24 protein-coding genes are annotated in these 21,030 nt (G+C 64.4%); 12 read left to right on the top strand and 12 right to left on the bottom strand.

Translation table 11 applies throughout. The features are described from left to right. Positions 1-4: 4 nt before the first annotated feature. The 4 genes from D6Z43_RS21005 to D6Z43_RS20990 form a co-directional block, all read right to left on the bottom strand. Complete coding sequence (locus tag D6Z43_RS21005) at positions 5-775, bottom strand: uroporphyrinogen-III synthase (RefSeq protein ID WP_120653981.1); 771 nt, start codon at positions 773-775, stop codon at positions 5-7. Further along, on the bottom strand, positions 772-1,713 hold the full coding sequence (hemC, locus tag D6Z43_RS21000) for a hydroxymethylbilane synthase (RefSeq protein ID WP_162945908.1): 942 nt from the start codon (positions 1,711-1,713) through the stop codon (positions 772-774). The genes D6Z43_RS21005 and hemC overlap by 4 nt, the downstream gene beginning before the upstream one ends. Positions 1,714-1,842: 129 nt before the next feature. After that, positions 1,843-2,589: a LytTR family DNA-binding domain-containing protein gene (locus tag D6Z43_RS20995; RefSeq protein ID WP_077525576.1), complete on the bottom strand. Its 747-nt coding sequence runs from the start codon at positions 2,587-2,589 to the stop codon at positions 1,843-1,845. Next, positions 2,586-3,668, bottom strand: coding sequence for a sensor histidine kinase (locus D6Z43_RS20990; RefSeq protein ID WP_120653979.1), 1,083 nt, complete (start codon positions 3,666-3,668; stop codon positions 2,586-2,588). Before D6Z43_RS20990 ends, D6Z43_RS20995 begins: the two co-directional genes overlap by 4 nt. A gap of 218 nt (positions 3,669-3,886) precedes the next feature. On the opposite strand from D6Z43_RS20990, the gene argH reads away from it, so the two are divergent. The 4 genes from argH to D6Z43_RS20970 all read left to right on the top strand — a co-directional run bounded on the left by argH (position 3,887) and on the right by D6Z43_RS20970 (position 8,883). Continuing rightward, the gene (gene argH, locus D6Z43_RS20985; protein ID WP_120653978.1) at positions 3,887-5,281 is read left to right on the top strand and encodes an argininosuccinate lyase; all 1,395 of its coding nucleotides are present in this window, start codon (positions 3,887-3,889) and stop codon (positions 5,279-5,281) included. A 58-nt stretch (positions 5,282-5,339) separates the two neighbouring features. Continuing rightward, the gene (locus D6Z43_RS20980) at positions 5,340-5,618 is read left to right on the top strand and encodes a hypothetical protein (protein WP_120653977.1); all 279 of its coding nucleotides are present in this window, start codon (positions 5,340-5,342) and stop codon (positions 5,616-5,618) included. Between the two features lie 79 nt (positions 5,619-5,697). Then, on the top strand, positions 5,698-5,940 hold the full coding sequence (locus tag D6Z43_RS20975; protein ID WP_120653976.1) for a TIGR02647 family protein: 243 nt from the start codon (positions 5,698-5,700) through the stop codon (positions 5,938-5,940). Positions 5,941-6,045: 105 nt separating this feature from the next. Further along, on the top strand, positions 6,046-8,883 hold the full coding sequence (locus tag D6Z43_RS20970; RefSeq protein ID WP_120653975.1) for a class I adenylate cyclase: 2,838 nt from the start codon (positions 6,046-6,048) through the stop codon (positions 8,881-8,883). A gap of 187 nt (positions 8,884-9,070) precedes the next feature. Here the strand turns inward: D6Z43_RS20970 and rnk are convergent, their stop codons facing one another. The 4 genes from rnk to D6Z43_RS20950 all read right to left on the bottom strand — a co-directional run bounded on the left by rnk (position 9,071) and on the right by D6Z43_RS20950 (position 11,193). After that, the gene (gene rnk / locus D6Z43_RS20965) at positions 9,071-9,478 is read right to left on the bottom strand and encodes a nucleoside diphosphate kinase regulator (RefSeq protein WP_120653974.1); all 408 of its coding nucleotides are present in this window, start codon (positions 9,476-9,478) and stop codon (positions 9,071-9,073) included. A gap of 142 nt (positions 9,479-9,620) precedes the next feature. After that, positions 9,621-9,824: a DUF1289 domain-containing protein gene (locus D6Z43_RS20960; protein WP_120653973.1), complete on the bottom strand. Its 204-nt coding sequence runs from the start codon at positions 9,822-9,824 to the stop codon at positions 9,621-9,623. After that, entirely contained in the window at positions 9,805-10,137 is a 333-nt protein-coding gene (cyaY, locus tag D6Z43_RS20955; protein ID WP_077525568.1) for an iron donor protein CyaY, read from the bottom strand. Before cyaY ends, D6Z43_RS20960 begins: the two co-directional genes overlap by 20 nt. A gap of 6 nt (positions 10,138-10,143) precedes the next feature. After that, on the bottom strand, positions 10,144-11,193 hold the full coding sequence (locus tag D6Z43_RS20950; RefSeq protein WP_120653972.1) for an AraC family transcriptional regulator: 1,050 nt from the start codon (positions 11,191-11,193) through the stop codon (positions 10,144-10,146). A gap of 139 nt (positions 11,194-11,332) precedes the next feature. Here D6Z43_RS20950 and D6Z43_RS20945 point away from each other — a divergent pair, with 139 nt between their 5' ends. From D6Z43_RS20945 to D6Z43_RS20920, 6 genes are read left to right on the top strand one after another with little or no spacing between them, the layout of a single operon-like run. Further along, the gene (locus tag D6Z43_RS20945; protein ID WP_003457568.1) at positions 11,333-11,473 is read left to right on the top strand and encodes a lipoprotein; all 141 of its coding nucleotides are present in this window, start codon (positions 11,333-11,335) and stop codon (positions 11,471-11,473) included. A gap of 14 nt (positions 11,474-11,487) precedes the next feature. Continuing rightward, positions 11,488-12,735 (top strand): diaminopimelate decarboxylase, encoded by a 1,248-nt coding sequence (lysA, locus tag D6Z43_RS20940; protein ID WP_120653971.1) that lies wholly within the window; start codon positions 11,488-11,490, stop codon positions 12,733-12,735. Between the two features lie 10 nt (positions 12,736-12,745). Continuing rightward, positions 12,746-13,576, top strand: coding sequence for a diaminopimelate epimerase (dapF, locus tag D6Z43_RS20935; protein ID WP_120655323.1), 831 nt, complete (start codon positions 12,746-12,748; stop codon positions 13,574-13,576). After that, complete coding sequence (locus tag D6Z43_RS20930; protein WP_120653970.1) at positions 13,573-14,274, top strand: DUF484 family protein; 702 nt, start codon at positions 13,573-13,575, stop codon at positions 14,272-14,274. Before dapF ends, D6Z43_RS20930 begins: the two co-directional genes overlap by 4 nt. Positions 14,275-14,303: 29 nt before the next feature. Then, a complete protein-coding gene (xerC, locus tag D6Z43_RS20925; protein ID WP_120653969.1) occupies positions 14,304-15,200 on the top strand; it encodes a tyrosine recombinase XerC in 897 nt (298 codons plus the stop codon). After that, the gene (locus D6Z43_RS20920; RefSeq protein ID WP_120653968.1) at positions 15,197-15,901 is read left to right on the top strand and encodes an HAD family hydrolase; all 705 of its coding nucleotides are present in this window, start codon (positions 15,197-15,199) and stop codon (positions 15,899-15,901) included. The genes xerC and D6Z43_RS20920 overlap by 4 nt, the downstream gene beginning before the upstream one ends. Positions 15,902-16,080: 179 nt before the next feature. Here D6Z43_RS20920 and sutA read toward each other — a convergent pair whose 3' ends face one another. The 4 genes from sutA to glnK all read right to left on the bottom strand — a co-directional run bounded on the left by sutA (position 16,081) and on the right by glnK (position 18,728). Then, positions 16,081-16,395 (bottom strand): transcriptional regulator SutA, encoded by a 315-nt coding sequence (gene sutA, locus D6Z43_RS20915; protein WP_120653967.1) that lies wholly within the window; start codon positions 16,393-16,395, stop codon positions 16,081-16,083. 76 nt (positions 16,396-16,471) lie between these two features. After that, on the bottom strand, positions 16,472-16,897 hold the full coding sequence (locus tag D6Z43_RS20910; protein WP_120653966.1) for a secondary thiamine-phosphate synthase enzyme YjbQ: 426 nt from the start codon (positions 16,895-16,897) through the stop codon (positions 16,472-16,474). Positions 16,898-17,035: 138 nt separating this feature from the next. Further along, positions 17,036-18,355, bottom strand: a complete 1,320-nt coding sequence (locus D6Z43_RS20905; protein WP_120653965.1) for an ammonium transporter — start codon at positions 18,353-18,355, stop codon at positions 17,036-17,038. A gap of 34 nt (positions 18,356-18,389) precedes the next feature. Next, on the bottom strand, positions 18,390-18,728 hold the full coding sequence (gene glnK / locus D6Z43_RS20900; RefSeq protein ID WP_003457590.1) for a P-II family nitrogen regulator: 339 nt from the start codon (positions 18,726-18,728) through the stop codon (positions 18,390-18,392). Positions 18,729-19,142: 414 nt separating this feature from the next. Here glnK and D6Z43_RS20895 point away from each other — a divergent pair, with 414 nt between their 5' ends. Together D6Z43_RS20895 and D6Z43_RS20890 are read left to right on the top strand one after the other, a co-directional pair. Beyond that, complete coding sequence (locus tag D6Z43_RS20895; RefSeq protein ID WP_120653964.1) at positions 19,143-19,406, top strand: accessory factor UbiK family protein; 264 nt, start codon at positions 19,143-19,145, stop codon at positions 19,404-19,406. Between the two features lie 38 nt (positions 19,407-19,444). Further along, a complete protein-coding gene (locus tag D6Z43_RS20890; protein ID WP_120653963.1) occupies positions 19,445-20,941 on the top strand; it encodes a YifB family Mg chelatase-like AAA ATPase in 1,497 nt (498 codons plus the stop codon). Positions 20,942-21,030 lie beyond the last annotated feature (89 nt).

Below are 21,030 nucleotides of genomic sequence, written 5' to 3'. Positions count from 1 at the left end.
CGCTTCAGTGGGCGGGCGCCGGATGCTGCCTGAGCGCCGCCAACAAGGCCGCGGCACTGGCACCACGGCAATCCACAACATTCTTCGCGCCCGCCTCGACTGCCTGCCCGGCCACTCGAGGGCTGGGTACGAACAGGGTAAGGCGTGACAGTTCGGGCCAGGCGGCACCAGCCAGGTGCTGAAGGTTTTCCAGCCCCTGACCACTGCTGACCACCAGGCCGTTCAGGCGTTCCGACTCGACGCGGTGCGCCAGGGTGCCCACCGGATAGACCGGCAGGCAGCGCCGATAGAGTTCCAGATAGTCGACCGCGACGCCTTGGCCGCGCAAGCGGTCGGCCAGGAATTCTCGGCCACCCTCCCCGCGCATGATCAGCACCCTGGGATCGCGCACTGAAAGAGCATCAACCAGTTGCGGCAGTTCCAGCAGCGCCTCGCTGTCGTCACCTACCGCAGGCCAGCTCGCCGGTAAGCCACGGTCTTCGAGCAAGGCACCGGTGGCCGCGCCCACGCTGAACCAATGCTGGTCGGCGGGGAAGTGCGGCCAGTAACGGTCGATCAGATCGAGGCCAAGCCGGGCTGCAGGTTTACTGACCACCACCACGGCGCAATAACGGTCGAGCTCGAGGATGAGGCCACGCTGCTCGGGCGACTCCTCAAGGGGTTCAATGGCCAACAGCGGCAAGCTGCTGCTGAAGACCTGGTGCTCGGCCAAGGTCGCAGCCAGTGCTTCGCACTCCTCGACGGGGCGCGTCAGCAGCAACCGCCAGCCCTTCACGGGTGGCCGGCCTCGCCGTATACGGCCTTGAGGATGTCCCCGGCGCCCAGCTCCAGCAGTTCCTCGGCGACCTTGACGCCCAGGGCTTCGGCATCGGCGAACGCGGCGCGGCCTTCGGCACGAAGCAGTTGCCCGCCATCGGGCTGACCGACCAGTCCGCGGAGCCAAAGCTGGTCGCCTTCAAGCACCGCATAACAGGCAATGGGCACCTGGCAACCGCCGTTCAGGTGCTTGTTCAGGGCGCGCTCAGCGGTCACGCGCAGCGCCGTGTCCTGATGGTGCAGGGGAGCCAGCAAGGCGTGGATTTCGCTGTCGGCCGTGCGACATTCGATGCCCACGGCGCCCTGGCCACCGGCAGGCAAGCTGTCTTCGACGCTGATGGAAGAGCGGATGCGATCCTCGAAGCCAAGACGGATCAGGCCGGCGGCCGCGAGGATGATGGCGTCGTACTCGCCGGCATCGAGCTTGGCCAGGCGGGTGTTCACGTTGCCGCGCAGGAATTGGATCTTCAGGTCCGGCCGCCGTGCCAGCAGCTGGGCCTGGCGGCGCAGGCTGGAGGTACCGACCACGCTGCCGGCAGGCAAGGCATCGAGGCTGTCGAAACGATTGGAGACGAAGGCATCGCGCGGGTCCTCGCGCTCGCAGATGCAATACAGGCCCAGGCCTTCTGGGAAGTCCATCGGCACGTCCTTCATGGAGTGCACGGCGATGTCGGCCTCGTTCTCCAGCATGGCCGTTTCCAGCTCCTTCACGAACAGGCCCTTGCCACCGATCTTCGCCAATGGTGCGTCGAGCAGCTTGTCACCCTTGCTGACCATCGGCACCAGGCTGACCTTGAGGCCAGGGTGGGCCTCTTCGAGACGGGCTTTGACGAACTCGGCCTGCCACAGGGCCAGGGCACTCTTGCGGGTGGCAATACGGATCTCGCGGGACATGATCATTTCCGGAAACGGTAATGCCCGGAATCATAACAGGCCCGCGTGCGGCGAGGGCGCGGGCGGTTGTCGCGGAACGACACGGACTGTCGAACAAACGTAGCGAACGAGCGCTCGCGGGACGACCGGCCGTTAAAGATTGTTCATCAGCTTGCGCACGCCCGCGACGTGGCGACGGCTGACCGTCAGGGCCTCCCCGTTCATGCCTTTGAGGTAGAGCTGGAAGTGCCCCAGCGGCGTGCGTTGCAATCGCTCGATCCGTTCGCGCGCCACCAGGGCATTGCGGTGGATACGCACGAAACGATCACCGAACTCGTCTTCCAGTGCCTTCAACGGCTCGTCCAGCAGCACTTCGCCGTGCTCGTGGCGCAGCGTCACGTACTTGTGGTCGGCGATGAAGAAGATCACCTGGTCCAGGGGGATCAGCTCGATTCCTTTCCTGGTTCGCGCGCTGATGTGACTTCGGGGACCGCTCCCGCTGACCGCGGCAGGACGGGTCAGCGCAGCGAGTTGTACACGGTTCGGTCGTTCAGCCTTCTTCAGCGCCTCGGCCAGCGACTCCGAGCGCACGGGCTTGACCAGGTAGCCAACGGCACTGACCTGGAAGGCCTCGAGGGCGAATTCGTCGTGGGCCGTGCAGAAGATCACCGCCGGTGGCGCCTCGCGCTCGCAGAGCTTGGCGGCCACTTGCAGCCCATCCAGGCCAGGCATGCGAATGTCGAGCAGAACGACATCCGGCTTGAGGCTGTCGATCAGCGTGAGCGCCTCCTCGCCATTGCTGGCGGCAGGCTCCAGGACACGGTATCCCTCGAGGTCGCCTACCAGGCGGCTGAGGCGCTCGCGGGCAAGGGGTTCATCGTCGACGATCAGGACATTCATATCGCACGGGCTTCCTGCGTGAGTCTCGCACAAGGATAGCGTAGACAGGTGAAGTGGCGGCCGTCACGGCGCTCCACGCTGAGACTTGCCCGCGGCCCGAAAAGTGCCGTCAGGCGCGCGTCGATATTGCGTAGAGCCTGCTGGGTGCCACGTGATGGCGACTGCCCCTGTACCTCTTCGTAAGGGTTGCTCACGCAGAGGCGGAACATGCCGTCGCGATAATCCGCTTCGATTCGTACCACTCCCCCTTCGATGCGCGGCTGGATGCCATGGATCAGGGCGTTCTCCAGCAAAGGCTGCAGCGTCAACTGGGGGATGGGCAGATCGTCCGGTACTTCATCCACCTGCCAATCCAACTGTAGTCGTTCTCCGAGACGATATTGCTCGATCGATAGATATCGTTTCGCAAGCTCCAATTCCTCGCCCCAGTCGACCAGGGTCCCAGGCTTGGCCAGGCTGGCACGAAACAAGTCGGAAAGGTCGAGCACAGCCTGCTCGGCCTTGTCCGGATCGATCACCACGAGGCTGGCGATGCTGTTCAGGCTGTTGAACAGAAAGTGCGGGCGGATGCGTGCCTGCAGGGACTCGATGCGTGCCTTGAGCTCGGCCTGCTGCTGCTTGCGCCACTGGCTCTGCAGGTAGAAATAGCGCAGCAACAGCGCCGACATGATCAGGCTGATCAGCCCATGGCGCAGGTAAAGATTGACCTCACCACTGCGAGGCAGCGGCCCACCGAGGTCGAAGTAGTCGGCCACCGTCGTCCCGGCGAGCGTCAGCCCTACCACCAGGGCGCAGCATATGCCGCCGGCCAGCGCCGCCCGCAGACGCGCGAGCAGAGGCCGCAACTGACACAGCAGGGCCGCGGAAAGCAGGACGATCCATTGCACGAAGAGGGACGTCAGGGCGAGGCGCACCCAGTTGAAGCTGGGCAGCATGGGCTCGGCCAGCACCAACACCAGCACCAGCAGTTCGGCCAGCAGCACCAGGCCGAGTAAAGCCTCGGGCAGGCAGAGCTCCGGCAGGAAAAAGTCGTCGTTGGCAGTTTTGGAACGCGCTTTCTTTTTCAGGCGCTTCGGCATCCCGGACATATCCCCAATAGCCCGGCAGGCGACGGGGCTGAGTCGCCGGGCAAAAGCCTGTACTGAACCATCAAACCCACGGCACGTCCGTGAAGACCACAGCAAACTGCCCAGCCCCCGACCGGACAGGCCGCGCCGGTTTTTCCGGCAACACTGTTATTATCGACGGTATTTTCCGGCCCATCGGCTTTCTTTCACCTTCCTCACCGAGTGAACCCATGAGCACCGACAAGACCAACCAGTCCTGGGGTGGCCGCTTCAGCGAGCCCGTAGACGCCTTCGTCGCCCGATTCACCGCATCCGTAGACTTCGACAAGCGCCTGTATCGCCACGACATCATGGGCTCGATCGCCCATGCCACGATGCTGGCACAGGTCGGCGTGCTGAGCGAGGCGGAACGCGATGCCATCATCGACGGCCTGAAGCAGATCCAGGGCGAAATCGAAGCCGGCAGTTTCGACTGGCGCGTGGACCTGGAAGACGTGCACATGAACATCGAAGCGCGCCTGACCGATCGCATCGGTGTCACCGGCAAGAAACTGCACACCGGCCGCAGTCGCAACGACCAGGTCGCCACCGACATCCGCCTGTGGCTACGCGACGAGATCGACACCATCCTAGGCGAAGTCACCCGCCTGCAGCAGGGCCTGCTCGGTCTGGCCGAAGCCGAAGCCGGCACCATCATGCCCGGCTTCACCCACCTGCAAACCGCCCAGCCCGTGACATTCGGCCACCATCTGCTGGCCTGGTTCGAAATGCTCAGCCGCGACTACGAGCGCCTGGTGGACTGCCGCAAGCGGGTCAACCGCATGCCGCTGGGCTCGGCCGCCCTGGCCGGCACCACCTACCCGATCCAGCGCGAGATCACCTGCCAGCTGCTCGGCTTCGATGCCGTTGGCGGCAACTCCCTGGACGGCGTGTCCGACCGTGACTTCGCCATCGAATTCTGCGCCGCGGCCTCCCTGGCGATGATGCACCTGTCGCGCTTTTCCGAAGAACTGGTGCTCTGGACCAGCGCCCAGTTCCAGTTCATCGACCTGCCCGACCGCTTCTGCACCGGCTCCTCGATCATGCCGCAGAAGAAGAACCCCGACGTGCCCGAGCTTGTACGCGGCAAGTCCGGTCGAGTGTTCGGCGCCCTCACCGGCCTGCTGACCCTGATGAAAGGCCAACCGCTGGCCTACAACAAGGACAACCAGGAAGACAAGGAGCCGCTGTTCGACGCCGCCGACACCCTGCGCGACAGCCTGCGTGCCTTCGCCGACATGGTCCCGGCCATCAAGCCCAAGCGCGAGATCATGCGCGAAGCAGCCCGCCGCGGCTTCTCCACCGCCACCGACCTCGCCGACTACCTGGTACGCAAGGGGCTGCCCTTCCGTGACTGCCACGAGATCGTCGGTCACGCCGTGAAGTACGGCGTGGACAGCGGCAAGGACCTGGCCGAGATGAGCCTCGACGAACTGCGCAAGTTCAGCGACCAGATCGGCGACGATGTCTTCGCCGTGCTGACCCTGGAAGGCTCGGTCAACGCCCGTGACCACATCGGTGGCACCGCGCCGAACCAGGTGCGTGCCGCCGTGCAGCGCGGCAAGGATCTGCTGGCCAGCCGCTGACCCACTCTGCCGGGCGGCACTTCCCGTTCCGCCCGGCTGTCGCTGACAGGACATCGCCATGACCGACGACATTGATGACGGTGAAGAGGCCTTCGCCGAGGCCACCCTGATCCAGGCCATCGAGAACCAGATCGAGGCCGGCGAACCGCCCGCCGCCCGCGCCACCCTCAACAAGCTGACCTTGGTGGGTTACGAGCGCGAGGAAATCCTCCAGCTGATGGCCCTGGTCCTGGCCTACGAGATCGACGCCATGCTCGCGGCCGACCGTCCTTTCGACACCGATTGGTACGAAAGGGCCTTGCGGGCACTGCCAGACCTGCCCGAAGATCAGGCCTGACCTCACCTACACTCCACAGACTCCAGATTCCGGCCGGACATCGCCGGCCTTTGCGGTACAACAAGAACAAGGAGCGACCATGGTCTTCACCCCCGAGCTCATCGCGGAATTCGAACTGCTGGCCCTGTTCAACCTGGACAACACCCAGGAAGGACTGAAAGTCCACAACAACGCCAACCCCAAAGCTCAGGCCGCAGTCATGCGACTTCACGAGAAAGGCCTGATCACCCAGCCCGACGGCGGCTATCTGACCAGCCTCGGCCTGGATGCCGCTGAACACGTCCAGGCACTGCGCACCATTCTCCTGCCTCAGCACGCCTGACGTCGTTGCCGCTCAAGTCGGCAACATTGCGGGCGATACAATGCGGACGCCTGCCGGCAGCGAAGGTTGCCGGCCAGGCCGCCAGCATCGGGACATGAGCAGAGCATGACGCGTACCCAGGAAATCCGCCCGGACATCGACGACGGCATCGACCGCAAGGTCCTCGCGCAACTGCGCGCCCGCTTCCTCAAGGTCAACGACGGCCGCCTTGCTCGAGCCATGCAGGCGTTGTCCACACGCCAGCAGCTGGTCCTGAAGCTCTTGCCGCTGCTGTTCCACGTGAACCACCCGCTTCTCCCCGGCTACGTGTCCGGCACCGCACCGGCGGGCGTCGCCGCCTATGAGCCCGATGACGACCTGCTGGCCGAAGCCCAGCGGCTGACGCGCTCCTTCGCCTACAAGGCGCGCCGAGGGCCGCAACCCACGCCCATCCACGGCCTGTTCCTGATGGGCAGCCTGGGCACCATCGCCCAGGCCGAGCAAAGCGACATGGACATCTGGGTCTGCCACACACCGGAGCTTGACGCCGGCGCCATCGCGGAACTGCAACGCAAGTGCAGCGCGCTGGAAGAGTGGGCGGCCAGCCAGGGCGCCGAAGCGCACTTCTTCCTGATCGACCCGGCACGCTTCACCCAGGGCGATCGCGAAGCCCGGTTGACCTCCGACGACTGTGGCACCACCCAGCACTACCTGCTGCTGGACGAGTTCTACCGTACCGCCATCTGGCTCGCCGGGCGCACCCCGCTCTGGTGGCTGGTACCGGTCTATGAGGAGGCGCGATACGCCGAGTACACCCGCACCCTGCTGTCCAAACGCTTCATCCGTGCAGAGGAAGTACTCGATCTCGGCCATCTGGCGCACATCCCGCCGGGCGAATTCATCGGCGCCAGCATGTGGCAACTGTTCAAGGGCATCGAATCACCCTACAAATCGGTACTCAAACTGCTGCTCACCGAGGTCTACGCCAGCGAACATCCGCAGGTGGCCTGCCTGTCCCTGCGATTCAAGGAGGCGGTCTATGCCAACCGGCTGGACCTGGACGAACTCGACCCCTACATGGTGGTTTATCGCCGGCTCGAGGAATACCTGCGTGGGCGCAACGAAACCGAACGCCTGGAGCTGATTCGCCGCTGCCTCTACCTGAAGGTGAACAAGAAGCTCAGTCGGCCGCCACGCAACCGGAGCAAAAGCTGGCAACGCATGCTGCTGGAACGCCTGACCGCCGAATGGCACTGGCAGCATCGGCAATTGGCGATGCTGGACAGCCGCAGCCAATGGAAGGTCCGCCAGGTGCTGGCCGAGCGCCGCGCACTGGTCAACGAACTGACCTACAGCTACCGCTTCCTGTCCCAGTTCGCCCGTAGTGAACAGGCCATCGGCACCCTCAGCAGCCGCGACCTGGGCGTACTCGGCCGGCGTCTGTATGCCGCCTTCGAGCGCAAGGCCGGCAAGATCGAATTCATCAACCCTGGGATCGCCCCGGACATCGCCGAAGACACCCTGACCCTGGTCCAGGTGCCCAGCCCGGAAGCCGAGGGTGAAACCCAGTGGGCGCTCTACTCCGGCAGCCTGAACGCCCTTGAGTGGCAGGATTTTGCCCCACTGAAACGCAGCCGCGAGCTGATGCCCCTGCTTGCCTGGTGCCATCGTAACGGTGTGATCGACTCCGGCACGCGCCTGTCCCTGCACCCGGGCAGTAGCGACCTGACCGAGCACGAACTGTCGAATCTGCTGACCAGCTTGCAGCAGACGTTCCCCCAGCCTCAGGGACAGGTGGACGAAAGTGCATTGCTGCGCGCTGGTGTTCCCGCCGAGGTGATGCTGCTGGTGAACGTCGGGCTCGATCCGCTGAAACAGCACAGCCAGAAGAACCTCCACATGACCACCGAGCGCACCGACGCCCTGGGCTATTCAGGCGTGCGCGAGAACCTGGTGGTAACCATCGACCAGGTGACCCTGAACAGTTGGAACGAGATGCTGGTCAGCCGCTACGAGGGCCCCGACGCCCTGCTCGCCTGTTTGCGCGATTTCCTCAACAGCCTGCCGGCCAGTGGAATCCGCCCAGGTCTGAAGGTACGCAGCTTCTGCCGCAATCGCGCCCAGGCCATCAGCCAACGAGTACAGGAACTTTTCGACGACGCTCAGGAACTGCTCGGAACAGCCGGCGTGCCCCGATTCCTGCTGCAGGTTCAGCAGCGCTACCACGTATTGCAACTGGAGCCGGGAGAAGTCAGCCACGCCAGCCTGGCCGATCTGCCAGCCCTGATCGATCACCTGGGCCGGGACCTGCCGCAATACAGCCCGCTACAACTCGACCGCCATGCCCTGGAGGAACAGGACCTGGCCGTCATCCTGCCCCTGGGCAGGCCGAACTGCATTCAGGTGTTCTATGGCCAGGATGGCGACAGTGCCGAGATCAGCCTGCTGGATGAACACAACGCGCTCTGGCGTCAGCGTCTGCCGTTCCGCGACGAGCAGAGCCTGCTGACACCGCTGCATCGTTTCCTGCAATCGCTGCTCTACCGGCGCAATGCCCTGCTGCCGCTGGATAGCCCGGTGCCAACACTGGCGCCGGAAATATTCTATTACGAAGTGGTGCGCCAGGGCCGGCACCTGGAGCGCCGCGCCGCGCCTTCAGCCGCGGTCAGCCACCCCTTCTATGACGTGCAGGCGATCGTTGAACCGGCCGAGCAGGGCCTGGTGCACGTGACGCTCTATTGCAACCACCGCGAATTCTCCGAGCTGGAGTACGGCTCAGGCCTGTTCGCAGCCGTGGCCCGGCACATCCTCGCCCAGCGCCGCGAGCCTGAGCGCTATCCCTGTTACATCACCGACCTTGACCTGTCGCGCATCCCCGGCAAGGGCCAGGCGCAAACGGTGCACTACCTGCGTTACAAGGTGGAGCTGGAAGAAAGGCTGAACCGGGCGCTGCGGGACGGTTGAGCCGGCACGCCGGCCGGCCCATCGCCCTGTAGAAGCGAGTTCTTTCGCGATGCGGGACGAAGTCCTGCCGTAGGTTGTGGCTGAGGCCACGAAGCCCAACGCGCAGACCCAGCTGGAGACTGGTCTTGTAGGGGCGAATTCATTCGCCCCTACAGCTACTCAATCCGACAGGACTGCGAAGAATGAATCAGCGAGCGTATTCGCCCGCTGCTTCCGGCTGGTACTCGACGTCCAGCAGAGTCAGCTTGAGGGTCTTGCCGCCGGGCACCGGCCAATCGATGTGTTGGCCAACCGACAGGCCGAGCAGCGCGCTGCCCACCGGAGCGAGGATGGATACCTTGCCTTCGCCACCCGCGTCTTCCGGGTAAACCAGGGTCAGGTGGTAGTCCTTGCCACTGCTTTCTTCGCGGCAATGCACGCGTGAGTTCATGGTGACGACGCCCGGCGGAACTTCCTCATGGCCAACCACCTGGGCGCGAGCCAGCTCGCTCTCCAGCGCCTCGGCGGCGGGGCCGAATTCCTCCAGGCTGTCGAGCAGGCGCTCCAGGCGTTGCAGGTCGAGACGGGTAATGGTGATGGGCGGGTGGGTGTTCATGGCGAACGCGCGACTCCTTATTCAGTGTGCAAGAAAAGCGAAACCCCGCCCGAAGGCGGGGTTTCAGATTCTGTCTTCCCGGACAAAATTGCCCGAAGCCCGACAGTACGTCAGCGCACCTGCGATTGGCAAGACCACCCGGTCACCCGGGCAGCGGCCGCTTTCGCTGCTGGGCGGCGCTGCAGATTTCGCGCCGGCGCTGATCATTCGCCGCGCCCCACTCGCAGATTTCCGCCAGGGTTCGGCCACAGCCTACGCACACGTCAGCATCGTCCAGGCAGCAATGCCGGATGCAGGGCGACGGGTAGCGTGCCGGGGGCGCGCTGTCAGAGTTCGTCGAACTCAAGGTCTTCGCCCGCCTGCTCGCGGGTCACGCGGTTGAGCAGCTCGCCCAGCGGCTCGTCGCTGCTATCGCAGATCCAGCGTCCGCTGGCCTGGTCATAGTCGAAGTGGAAGCCCCCCGAACGCGCCGCCACCCAGAGCTGACGCAGCGGCTCCTGGCGGCTGAGGATCACCTGGCTGCCATTCTCGAAACGCACGGTAAGCACACCGGCGCTGTTTTCCAGATCCAGGTCCAGGTCGCTGTCATCGAACACGTCTTCCACGCGCTCCTGGGCTTCATCGACCAGGTCGTGGAATCGGGCTTCGCTCAAACTCATCAGGGTTTACCTCAGGGCATTGGGGGATGGGGGGCGACGGTACTCGCCAAGGCTCTGTCCGGTCCAGCGTCGGAAGGCGCGGCCGAGGGAGCCGGGTTCACTGAAGCCGACCAGGAAGGCGATATCGGCCAGCTCCAGGGTCGGATCACGCAGGTAGTGCAGCACCAGTTGCTGGCGTGTCTCATCCACCAACTGACTGAAGGATAACCCGGCCTCACGCAATCGGCGCTGCAGCGTGCGGGGACTCAATGCCAGCTCGTCGGCCAGGCGCTCCAGGTCCGGCCCTTCGCCAGACAACTGCGCGGCCAGCAGCTCACGAGCCCGGTCCAGAACGCTGTGGCCCTGGCGCAGTTCATTCAGCAGGCGTTCGGCGTAACCGTCGAACAGCCGGCGCACCTCGGCATCGGCCTGGCCAAGTGGTGTAGCCAACAGCCGCTTGGGGAAGATCAAGGCATTGTCTGCCTGGCCGAACAGTACCGGACAGCGAAAGATCCTTTGGTGCTCGGTGGTTTCCGCTGGCGCAGGGTGCTGGAAGCGCACCTCGGTTGGTGGAATGTCCAGTCCGGTTATCCAGCGACCGAAGGTCACCCAACCGGACAGGGTTTCTTCAGCCAGCAGCGCGCGCTGCTGCGGCAGGATGGACTCCCAGCTATGCGCCACCAGGGGCTCCAGCCCCTCACGAGGCGGCTCGTCGGCCAGCTCGACGCGGCCCAGGTTGCCCACCAGAGCGGCGTAACGCGCCTGGCGATGCAGGGCATCGGCCAGGGTGGCGCAGCTCATCAGCAAAAAGCCGAGCACGCCGTAGTGGCCAGGGCGAACAGCCTCGCCCAGGTGCAAGCCAAGGTGCGGGTCGCCGGAAAGTCGCGCCGCATGCCCGAGCAACTCCAGGTAGGCGCTGGCCGCGATGCGCTGATCACGCTGGGAAAGTATCGCGGGTGTCAGTTGGACGTGGCCAAGCAACTCGGCAGGGGTCACGCCGAACTGTTCGATACGCTCCACCAGTCCCTGCAGATAGGCGACCGAGACCGAGCCGGCCAGGGATGCGGCGTTGTCCATGAGAGCTCCTTTTTCAGTCGCCAATGCTAACGCCGCATAGGCCCGCAGGCCACGCCAGACGGGAATTTCACCGAATAGGCAAGGCGGCGGGGGGTCGGTATACTCCGGAACAATTCACGTTTTCTGCAAGGACTCCGTCATGAAGCGACTCCACGCCCCCTTCGTCGCCCTGCTCGCCGTTGCCTGTCTGCTGGCCGGCTGTGGCCAGAAAGGCCCGCTTTACATGCCTGACGACGAGAAAGCAGCGAAGGAACACCAGAAAGACGTGTACATCCGCTGATCGGGGGAGCTGTCATGGACGCTTTCACGTACCGCGACGGGGAGCTGTTCGCGGAAGGCGTAGCGCTGTCCGATATCGCCGCTCGCTTCGGCACGCCCACCTATGTCTATTCCCGCGCTGCGATCGAGGCCGGCTACAAGGCTTATGCCGACGCCCTGTCCGGCTCGTCCGGCATGGTCTGCTACGCGGTCAAGGCCAACTCCAATCTCGGTGTACTGAACCTGCTGGCGCGTCTCGGCGCGGGCTTCGACATCGTTTCCAGCGGTGAACTGGAGCGCGTGCTGGCTGCCGGCGGCGCTCCCGAGCGCATCGTCTTTTCCGGCGTCGGCAAGAGCCGCGACGACATGCGCCGCGCCCTGGAAGTGGGCGTGCACTGTTTCAACGTCGAATCGCGCAACGAACTGGAACGCCTGCAGCACGTGGCCGCAGCCATGGAAATGAAGGCGCCGGTATCGCTGCGGGTCAATCCCGATGTGGATGCGGGTACTCACCCGTACATCGCCACGGGCCTGAAGGAAAACAAGTTCGGCATCTCCATAGATGAAGCCGAGGCTGTCTATGTACAGGCCGCCAGCCTCTCCAACATCGCTGTGATCGGCGTCGACTGCCATATCGGTTCCCAGCTCACCAGCCTGGAACCCTTCCTCGACGCCCTCGACCGCCTCCTGGACCTGATCGACCGTCTGAACGAACGCGGCATCGCCATTCGCCACCTGGACCTCGGTGGCGGCCTCGGCGTGCGCTACCGCGATGAGCAGCCACCGCTACCCGGCGAATACATTCAGGCCGTGCGCCAGCGCATCAAGGGGCGCAACCTGGAGCTGCTGTTCGAGCCCGGACGCTCCATTGTCGCCAATGCAGGCGTGCTGCTGACCCAGGTGGAATACCTCAAGCTCACAGAACACAAGGATTTCGCGGTGATCGACGCGGCCATGAACGACCTGATCCGCCCGGCCCTCTACGAGGCCTGGATGGATGTGGTGCCGGTGCAACCCCATGCCGGTACCGAGCGCACATTCGACCTGGTCGGCCCGATCTGCGAAACCGGCGATTTCCTCGCCCGCGAGCGCAGCCTGGTGCTGGCCGAAGGTGACCTGCTGGCGATTCGCTCCGCTGGCGCCTACGGTTTCGTGATGAGCTCCAACTACAACACCCGCGGCCGCGCCGCCGAGGTGTTGGTGGATGGCGAGCAAGCCTTCGAGGTGCGTCGCCGCGAGACTATTGAAGACCTTTATGCCGGCGAAAGCCTGCTGCCGCAGTGAGGGCGCATCCATGTTATTGCGCTTCACCAAGATGCACGGCCTCGGCAACGACTTCATGGTCCTCGACCTGGTCAGCCAGCACGCCCACATCCAGCCCAAGCACGCCAAGCAGTGGGGCGACCGCAACACTGGAGTCGGTTTCGACCAACTGCTGATCGTCGAGGCTCCGACCAATCCGGACGTCGATTTCCGCTACCGCATCTTCAACTCCGACGGATCGGAGGTGGAACAGTGCGGCAACGGTGCGCGCTGCTTTGCCCGCTTCGTCATCGACAAGCGCCTGACAGTCAAGAAGCGCATTCGCGTGGAAACCAAGGGCGGCATCATCGAGCTCGATGTACGTCCAGACGGTCAGGTCACCGTGGACATGGGGCCACCGCGCCTGGTCCCGCAGCAGATTCCTTTCGTCGCCGATAGCGAAGCGCTGACCTACCCGGTTGACGTGGACGGCCAGACCGTCGAGCTGGCAGCCATCTCCATGGGCAACCCCCATGCAGTGCTACGCGTCGACGACGTCGCCACTGCCCCGGTGCACAGCCTCGGGCCGAAGCTGGAGCACCATCCACGCTTCCCGCAGCGGGTGAATGTAGGCTTCCTGCAGATCGTCGACCGCAAGCAGGCGAAGCTGCGCGTCTGGGAGCGCGGTGCCGGGGAAACCCAGGCCTGTGGCACCGGCGCCTGCGCCGCCGCAGTGGCCGCGATCCGTCAGGGCTGGATGGACTCCCCGGTACAACTCGAATTGCCGGGGGGCAGGCTCTTGATCGAGTGGGCCGGTCCGGGGCACCCCGTTATGATGACCGGACCCGCCGTCCGAGTATTCGAAGGACAGGTTCGCCTATGACCGACCAGCACCAGGACCAGCCGCAGCACCTCGATTCCGAAACGGTGGCAGCTTACCTGCGCCTCCATCCGGAGTTCTTCGTCCAGCACGAGGAACTGATTCCCGAGATGCGCATCCCCCACCAGCCAGGCGACGCCGTATCCCTGGTGGAGCGCCAGGTGAAACTGCTGCGTGAGCGCAACATCGAGATGCGCCATCGCCTGTCGCAGCTGATGGATGTGGCCCGGGAGAACGACCGACTGTTCGACAAGACCCGTCGACTGGTGCTCGACCTGCTCGACGCCTCCAGCCTCGAGGAAGTGGTCGGCGCTGTGGAAGACAGCTTGCGCCACGAGTTCCAGGTGCCCTTCGTCAGCCTCATCCTGTTCAGCGAGATCACCTTGCCGGTGGGCCGCAGTGTCACCACCGCCGAAGCCCACCAGAGCATCGGCGGCCTGCTGGCCGGCGGCAAGACCATCTGCGGCGTGCTGCGCAGCCATGAACTGGAGTTCCTGTTCGGCACCGAAGAACGTGACCAGGTGGGCTCCGCCGCCGTGGTCAGCCTGACCCACCAGGGCCTGCACGGCGTGCTTGCCATCGGCAGTCCCGATCCGCAGCACTACAAGAGCTCCCTCGGCACCCTGTTCCTCGGTTATGTCGCCGAAGTGCTGGCCCGGGTACTACCGCGCTTCGCATCCCCCCTGCGCTCGGTGAGATAGACCACCGCCGCGCATTCCAAGGAAGCCCCATGAATGCCGACCTGGACGCCTACCTGAACCACCTGCGCAGCGAGCGTCAGGTGTCGGCCCACACACTGGACGGCTACCACCGCGACCTGCTCAAGGTGCGTGCGCTCTGCGAAAAGTACGGCATTGCCAACTGGAATGACCTGGATGTCCGCAGCCTGCGCAGCTTCGTCGCCCGACTGCATCAGGATGGACTGTCCAGCCGTAGCCTGGCGCGCCTGCTCTCGGCCGTGCGTGGCCTCTATCAGTACCTGATCCGCGAAGGCCGCTGCCGTCACGATCCGGCCAACGGCCTCGCCGCGCCCAAGGGCGCTCGTCGTCTTCCCCGCGCACTGGACGCCGACCGTGCCCAGCAGCTGCTGGACGGCGGCGTGGAAGACGATTTCATCGCCCGCCGCGACCAGGCCATGCTGGAGCTCTTCTACTCCTCGGGCTTGCGCCTGTCCGAACTGGTAGGCCTTGACCTCGAAGGGCTCGATCTCTCTGCGGGCCTCGTTCGGGTACGCGGCAAGGGCAACAAGACCCGTGAACTGCCCGTGGGCAGCAAGGCGCGAGAGGCGCTGGAGGAATGGCTACCCCTGCGCGCTGCGGCCAATCCCGGTGACGGCGCAGTGTTCATCAGCCAACAGGGGCGGCGCCTGACACCGCGCGCCATCCAGCTGAGGGTGCGCCAGGCAGGGGTTCGTGAACTGGGCCAGCATTTGCATCCGCACATGCTGCGCCATTCCTTCGCCAGCCATATGCTGGAGTCATCCCAAGACTTGCGGGCAGTACAGGAGTTGCTCGGCCACGCCGACATCTCCACCACCCAGATCTATACCCACCTGGACTTCCAGCACCTGGCCTCGGTCTACGACCAGGCCCATCCGAGGGCGAAGCGACGGGGAGCCGACGAATGAGTATCCAGTTGATCACCTTCGACCTGGACGACACCCTCTGGGATAACCGCCCGGTGATCGAGGGCGCCGAAACCGCCATGCGCGACTGGTTGATGGAACACACCCCGGCCCTGGGCACCCTGCCGGTAGAACACCTGTGGGCCATTCGTGGCGAGGTCCTGGCCGCAGAGCCCAGTCTGAAGTACCGCCTTAGCGAATTGCGCCGCCGTACCCTGCGCCGCGCACTGGAAGGTGTCGGTTATTCCGCCGACGATGCCGTCGACCTGGCCGAAGGCGCTTTCCAGGCCATGCTCCACGCCCGTCACCGCATCACCTTCTTCCCGGACACCGTGCCCACCTTGGAACGCCTGGCCATTCGCTACAGCCTGGGCGTCATCACCAACGGCAATGCCGACGTCCGCCGCCTGGGTCTGGCCGACTATTTCAAGTTCGCCCTTTGCGCCGAAGAGCTGGGCATCGGCAAACCCGACCCGATGCCCTTCCTCGAAGCGCTCAAGCGCGGCGGTGTCAGCGCTGGGGAAGCCGTGCACATCGGCGACCATCCGGCCGACGATATCGAAGGCGCCCGCCGCGCCGGCCTGCGTGCCATCTGGTTCAACCCGCAGGGCAAGGACTGGACGGGCGAAAGGCTGCCGGATGCCGAGATTTCCAGCCTGGGAGAATTGCCTGGCGTGCTGGCGCGCTGGGCGAAGTGGCACTAAGCGACTCACAGGGTGCGCCATGCGCGCAGCCCGACCGGGAATCGTTGGGCTTCGCTCCGCTCTATACCAACCTACGGCATCGGCAGCCCCGAACGATGGGCAGAGCCTGAGTTCGCACAGACTTTCCCGCCTCCATGAAAAAGCCCGCCAATAGCGGGCTCTTTCGACGGGTGCCAGCCTCAAATGGGGCGGCTGCCGTACTTGCTGTCCGGCTTCTTCGGCGGGTCGGCAACCACATTGGGTTCGACCTCCTGCACCTTGCCACCACGGGCCAGGAATTCTTCCATAGCCCTGGCCAGGGCATCGCGCTCTTTCTGCTTGGCTTCGATGCTGGGCAACTCTTCGACTTCGACCGCAGCCTTCGCCTTCTTCCCGGAGGGGGCAGGGGCCTCGCCATCGTCGTCGCTTTCACCATCATCGGCTGCAGCCAGCTCTTCGCCGTCGTCCTCGTCGGCCGCTTCCAGCTCGTCTTGTTCCAGTTCTTCGTCGCTCATGTTCTACCTCATGCCTTGCCAAAGCAGGTTAGTTATAGCCCAGCTGCGCCAGCTTTCTAACGCTGCCGGAAAAAATTCAGGACGCCTCGCCATGCAAGGTCGCCAACACCCGGCGCACGCCGCCCTGGTCGCGGTGCTCACCCAGGTAGACACCTTGCCAGGTGCCCATCGCCAGTTGCCCGTCTCGGACCGGCAAACTCAGCTGACAGCCGAGGAGACTGCCCTTGAAATGCGCGGGCAAGTCGTCCGGCCCTTCATAGTCATGTTCATAGCCGCTTTCGCCCTGCGGCACCAGGCGATTGAAGAATCGCTCGAAATCCCGCCTTACCGCGGGGTCGGCATTCTCGTTCACCGTCAGGGAAGCCGAAGTATGTTGCAGCCAGAGGTGCAACAGACCCAATCGGTAGCGCCTCAGTTCCGGCAACGCCGCCAGGATTTCCTCGGTAATCAGATGGAAACCACGCGGCCTCGGATGCAAGGTGATCAGGGTCTGCTGCCACATGCGCAAATACCTGTTGCGGCTCGTACGGCGGGCATTCTAGCGCGGCCGAAAAAAAAACAAAGGGCGCCTTGCGGCGCCCTTTTTGGCTTTCCTGTCGACGACCCCGCCGGCAACCGCCGAACGGGGAAATCGATCGGATCAGAGGTTGTAGCCGCGCTCGTTGTGCTGAGCCAGGTCGAGGCCGACGGTCTCTTCCTCTTCGTTGACACGCAGGCCCATGACCACGTCCAGCACTTTCAGGATCACGAAGGTCACGATACCGGTGTAGACGACGGTGAAGGCCACACCCTCGAACTGGATGAGCAGCTGGGCGCCGATGTTTTCCACGGTGCCGAAACCACCCAGGGCCGGTGCCGCGAACACGCCAGTCAGCAGTGCGCCAACGATACCGCCGATGCCGTGCACACCGAAAGCGTCCAGGGAGTCGTCGTAGCCCAGCTTGCGCTTCAGGCTGGTAGCGCAGAAGTAGCAGACCACGCCGGCAACCAGACCGATGATCAAGGCGCCCATCGGGCCGACGGTGCCAGCGGCCGGAGTAATGGCAACCAGACCGGCGACCACACCGGAAGCGATACCCAGTGCGCTCGGCTTACCGTGGGTCAGCCACTCGGCGAACATCCAGCCCAGGGCGGCGGCGGCAGTGGCGATCTGGGTAACCAGCATGGCCATGCCAGCCGTGCCATTGGCCGCAACCGCGGAACCAGCGTTGAAACCGAACCAGCCCACCCAGAGCATGGCGGCGCCGAGCAGGGTATAGCCCAGGTTGTGCGGAGCCATCGGAGTAGTCGGGTAGCCTTTGCGCTTGCCCAGTACCAGGCAGGCTACAAGACCTGCGACACCGGCGTTGATGTGCACCACGGTGCCACCGGCGAAGTCCAGCACGCCCCAGTCCCACATCAGGCCGCCGTTGCCGCTCCACACCATGTGGGCGATCGGGGCATAGACCAGGGTGAACCAGACAGCCATGAAGATCAGCATGGCGGAGAACTTCATGCGCTCGGCAAAGGCACCCACGATCAGGGCCGGGGTGATGATGGCAAAGGTCATCTGGAAGGTGATGAACACGCTCTCAGGAATCGCGTACACCAGGCTGCTGGTGTTCAGGCCGCTGAGGAACGCCTTGGACAGGCCGCCCACGAAGGAGTTGAAGTTGATCACCCCCTGTTCCATGCCGGTAGTGTCGAAGGCCAGGCTGTAGCCGTAGACCACCCAGAGGATGCTGATCAGGCCGGTGATGGCGAAGCACTGCATCATCACCGACAGAACGTTCTTGGAGCGAACCATGCCGCCATAGAACAGCGCCAGGCCGGGGATGGTCATGAACAGCACCAGCGCAGTAGCGACGATCATCCACGCCGTGTCACCACTGTTCAGCACGACCTCGTCGGCGGCCATGGCCAGGCCGGGGGTAACGAGGGACAAAAGGGCTCCTAGCCCTGCGGCTTTACGCAGAGTCATGTTGTTTTCTCCTGGGGCGTTGGGGTTCGGCGGCTTAGATCGCGTCTGTGCCGGTTTCGCCGGTACGGATACGGATGGCCTGTTCCAGATTGACGACGAAGATCTTGCCGTCACCGATCTTGCCGGTGTTGGCTGCCTTGGTAATGGCCTCGATCACGCGATCGAGCTGATCGTCGGCGATGGCCACATCGATCTTCACCTTCGGCAGGAAATCGACAACGTACTCGGCGCCACGATAAAGCTCGGTGTGGCCCTTTTGCCGCCCGAAGCCCTTGACCTCGGTGACAGTGATGCCCTGCACGCCGATCTCGGACAACGACTCACGCACGTCGTCGAGCTTGAAAGGCTTGATGATGGCGGTGACTAGCTTCATGAAACTCTCTCCCGTGTTTTGGTTGACTTGCCCCAGGAAAAACGCGAACCCGGCTCAAGTCTAAGCGCAGTGTCTGGCTTTTGTAACGCGTCGGCCCGCCCTGGCTCGGCACTCCGACACAAACCAACCGCTTCTGGCGAAACACTCCCCCGCCTCGCCCGGTGCACCGGAACTGCATCGGTGCATGCGTCGTTCAGCTCCAAGCAGAATTCTTGCCAGCTCCAGACAAAGTGCCTGTTTTCAATCAGATACTGGCCGGATGCCGCATTTCAGAAGGCCCGATCGCGCGCGCATCGCACCAAAGCAGTGCGCAGCGCTCCAGCCCATTGCTCAATAATTGGGCACCGGGCACTGCCGGCACGGCCCCAGAGAGCACCGTGATAGACTCCCGCTCATTCACTTACGGATACCGCCATGCTGCCGCCCAAAGCCCTGCTCGATACCCTCGCCGCCACTGCCTCGCGCCTGTTCAGCAGCGACAGCCCGTTGCCCCGTGCCGAAATCGAGGCCCAGTTCAAGGTCCTGCTCCAGAGCGCCTTCGGCAAACTCGACCTGGTCACCCGCGACGAATTCGACAGCCAGATGGTGGTACTCGCCCGCACCCGCGCGCGCCTGGAGGCCCTGGAAGCCAAGGTCGCGGAACTGGATGCCAAGCTGAACCCGCCGTCGGCGGAGTGATCCCACTCCGGCCCGGCGGACCGATCAAGGAGTGATCAATGTCCCTGGCCATCGTCCACAGTCGCGCGCAGGTTGGCGTCGAAGCCCCTGCCGTGACCGTCGAAGCGCACCTCGCCAACGGCCTGCCGTCCCTGGCCCTGGTTGGCCTTCCGGAAACCGCCGTGAAGGAAAGCAAGGACCGCGTCCGCAGCGCGATCCAGAACAGCGGGTTCGATTTCCCTCCCCGACGCATCACCCTCAACCTCGCTCCGGCAGATCTGCCGAAAGATGGCGGCCGCTTCGACCTCGCCATTGCCCTTGGCGTGCTCGCGGCCAGCGGCCAATTGCCGGCCGGTGCCCTGGATGAGGTGGAATGCCTGGGTGAACTGGCGCTTTCCGGCTCGCTGCGATCTGTGCAGGGTGTACTCCCCGCCGCGCTCGCCGCTCGCGCCGCCGGGCGGACCCTGGTGGTGCCACGGGATAATGCCGAAGAAGCCAGCCTGGCCGGCGGTCTCAAGGTGCTGGCCGCCTCGCACTTGCTGGAGCTGACCGCGCACTTTGCCGGCCATACCCCACTGCCCTTCTACCAGGCCCAGGGCCTGATGGACGAGCGCCCGCCCTACCCCGACCTCGCCGAAGTCCAGGGCCAGGTCGCAGCAAAGCGCGCCCTCCTGGTCGCTGCGGCTGGGTCGCACAACCTGTTGCTTTGCGGGCCGCCCGGCACCGGCAAGACCTTGCTGGCCAGTCGCCTGCCTGGTCTGCTGCCACCGCTGGAAGAGCATGAGGCCCTGGAAGTGGCGGCCATCCACTCGGTTGCCAGCCATGCACCGCTGACGAGCTGGCCGCAACGCCCCTTCCGCCAGCCCCATCACAGCGCCTCCGGTGCCGCGCTGGTAGGTGGTGGTAGTCGGCCGAAGCCGGGCGAAATCACCCTGGCGCATCAGGGCGTGCTGTTCCTCGATGAACTGCCGGAGTTCGAGCGCAAGGTGCTGGAGGTCCTGCGAGAGCCCCTGGAAAGCGGTGAGATCGTCATCGCCCGCGCCCATGACAAGCTGCGTTTTCCAGCGCGCTTCCAACTGGTCGCGGCAATGAACCCCTGCCCCTGTGGATATCTCGGCGACCCGGCCGGGCGATGCCGCTGTACCCCGGAGCAGATCCAGCGCTACCGCGCCAAGTTGTCCGGCCCGCTACTTGACCGGATCGACCTGCACCTGACAGTTGCCCGCGAAGCAACCGCCCTGGAGCCACCGACAAGCACGGGGCCCGGCAGCGCGGAAGTTGCCGCGACGGTGGCGCAATCACGCCGCGTGCAACTCCGACGCCAGGGGTGCGCCAACGCCTTCCTCGACCTCAAGGGCCTGCGCCAGCATTGCGCCCTGGAAAGCGAAGACCGCGCCTGGCTGGAAGCAGCCTGCGAACGCCTCAATCTCTCCCTGCGTGCAGCCCATCGCATCCTCAAGGTGGCTCGCACCCTAGCCGATCTGGAGCAGGCCGAAACCATAGCCCGCCATCACCTCGGCGAAGCCCTGCAGTACCGCCCGGAAACCATGACATGAAGCAATAGAAACTATTGCAACTTAGCCAGCGAAAGACTTTTTCTATCGAAATTGCTAGAATTGCGCGCCTTCCGCCCTTGGCGGCCATC

This window comes from Pseudomonas sp. DY-1 (assembly GCF_003626975.1).
In the GTDB taxonomy this organism is placed as follows: Bacteria; Pseudomonadota; Gammaproteobacteria; order Pseudomonadales; family Pseudomonadaceae; genus Metapseudomonas.
This window is presented reverse-complemented; position numbering and strand designations above follow the sequence as displayed.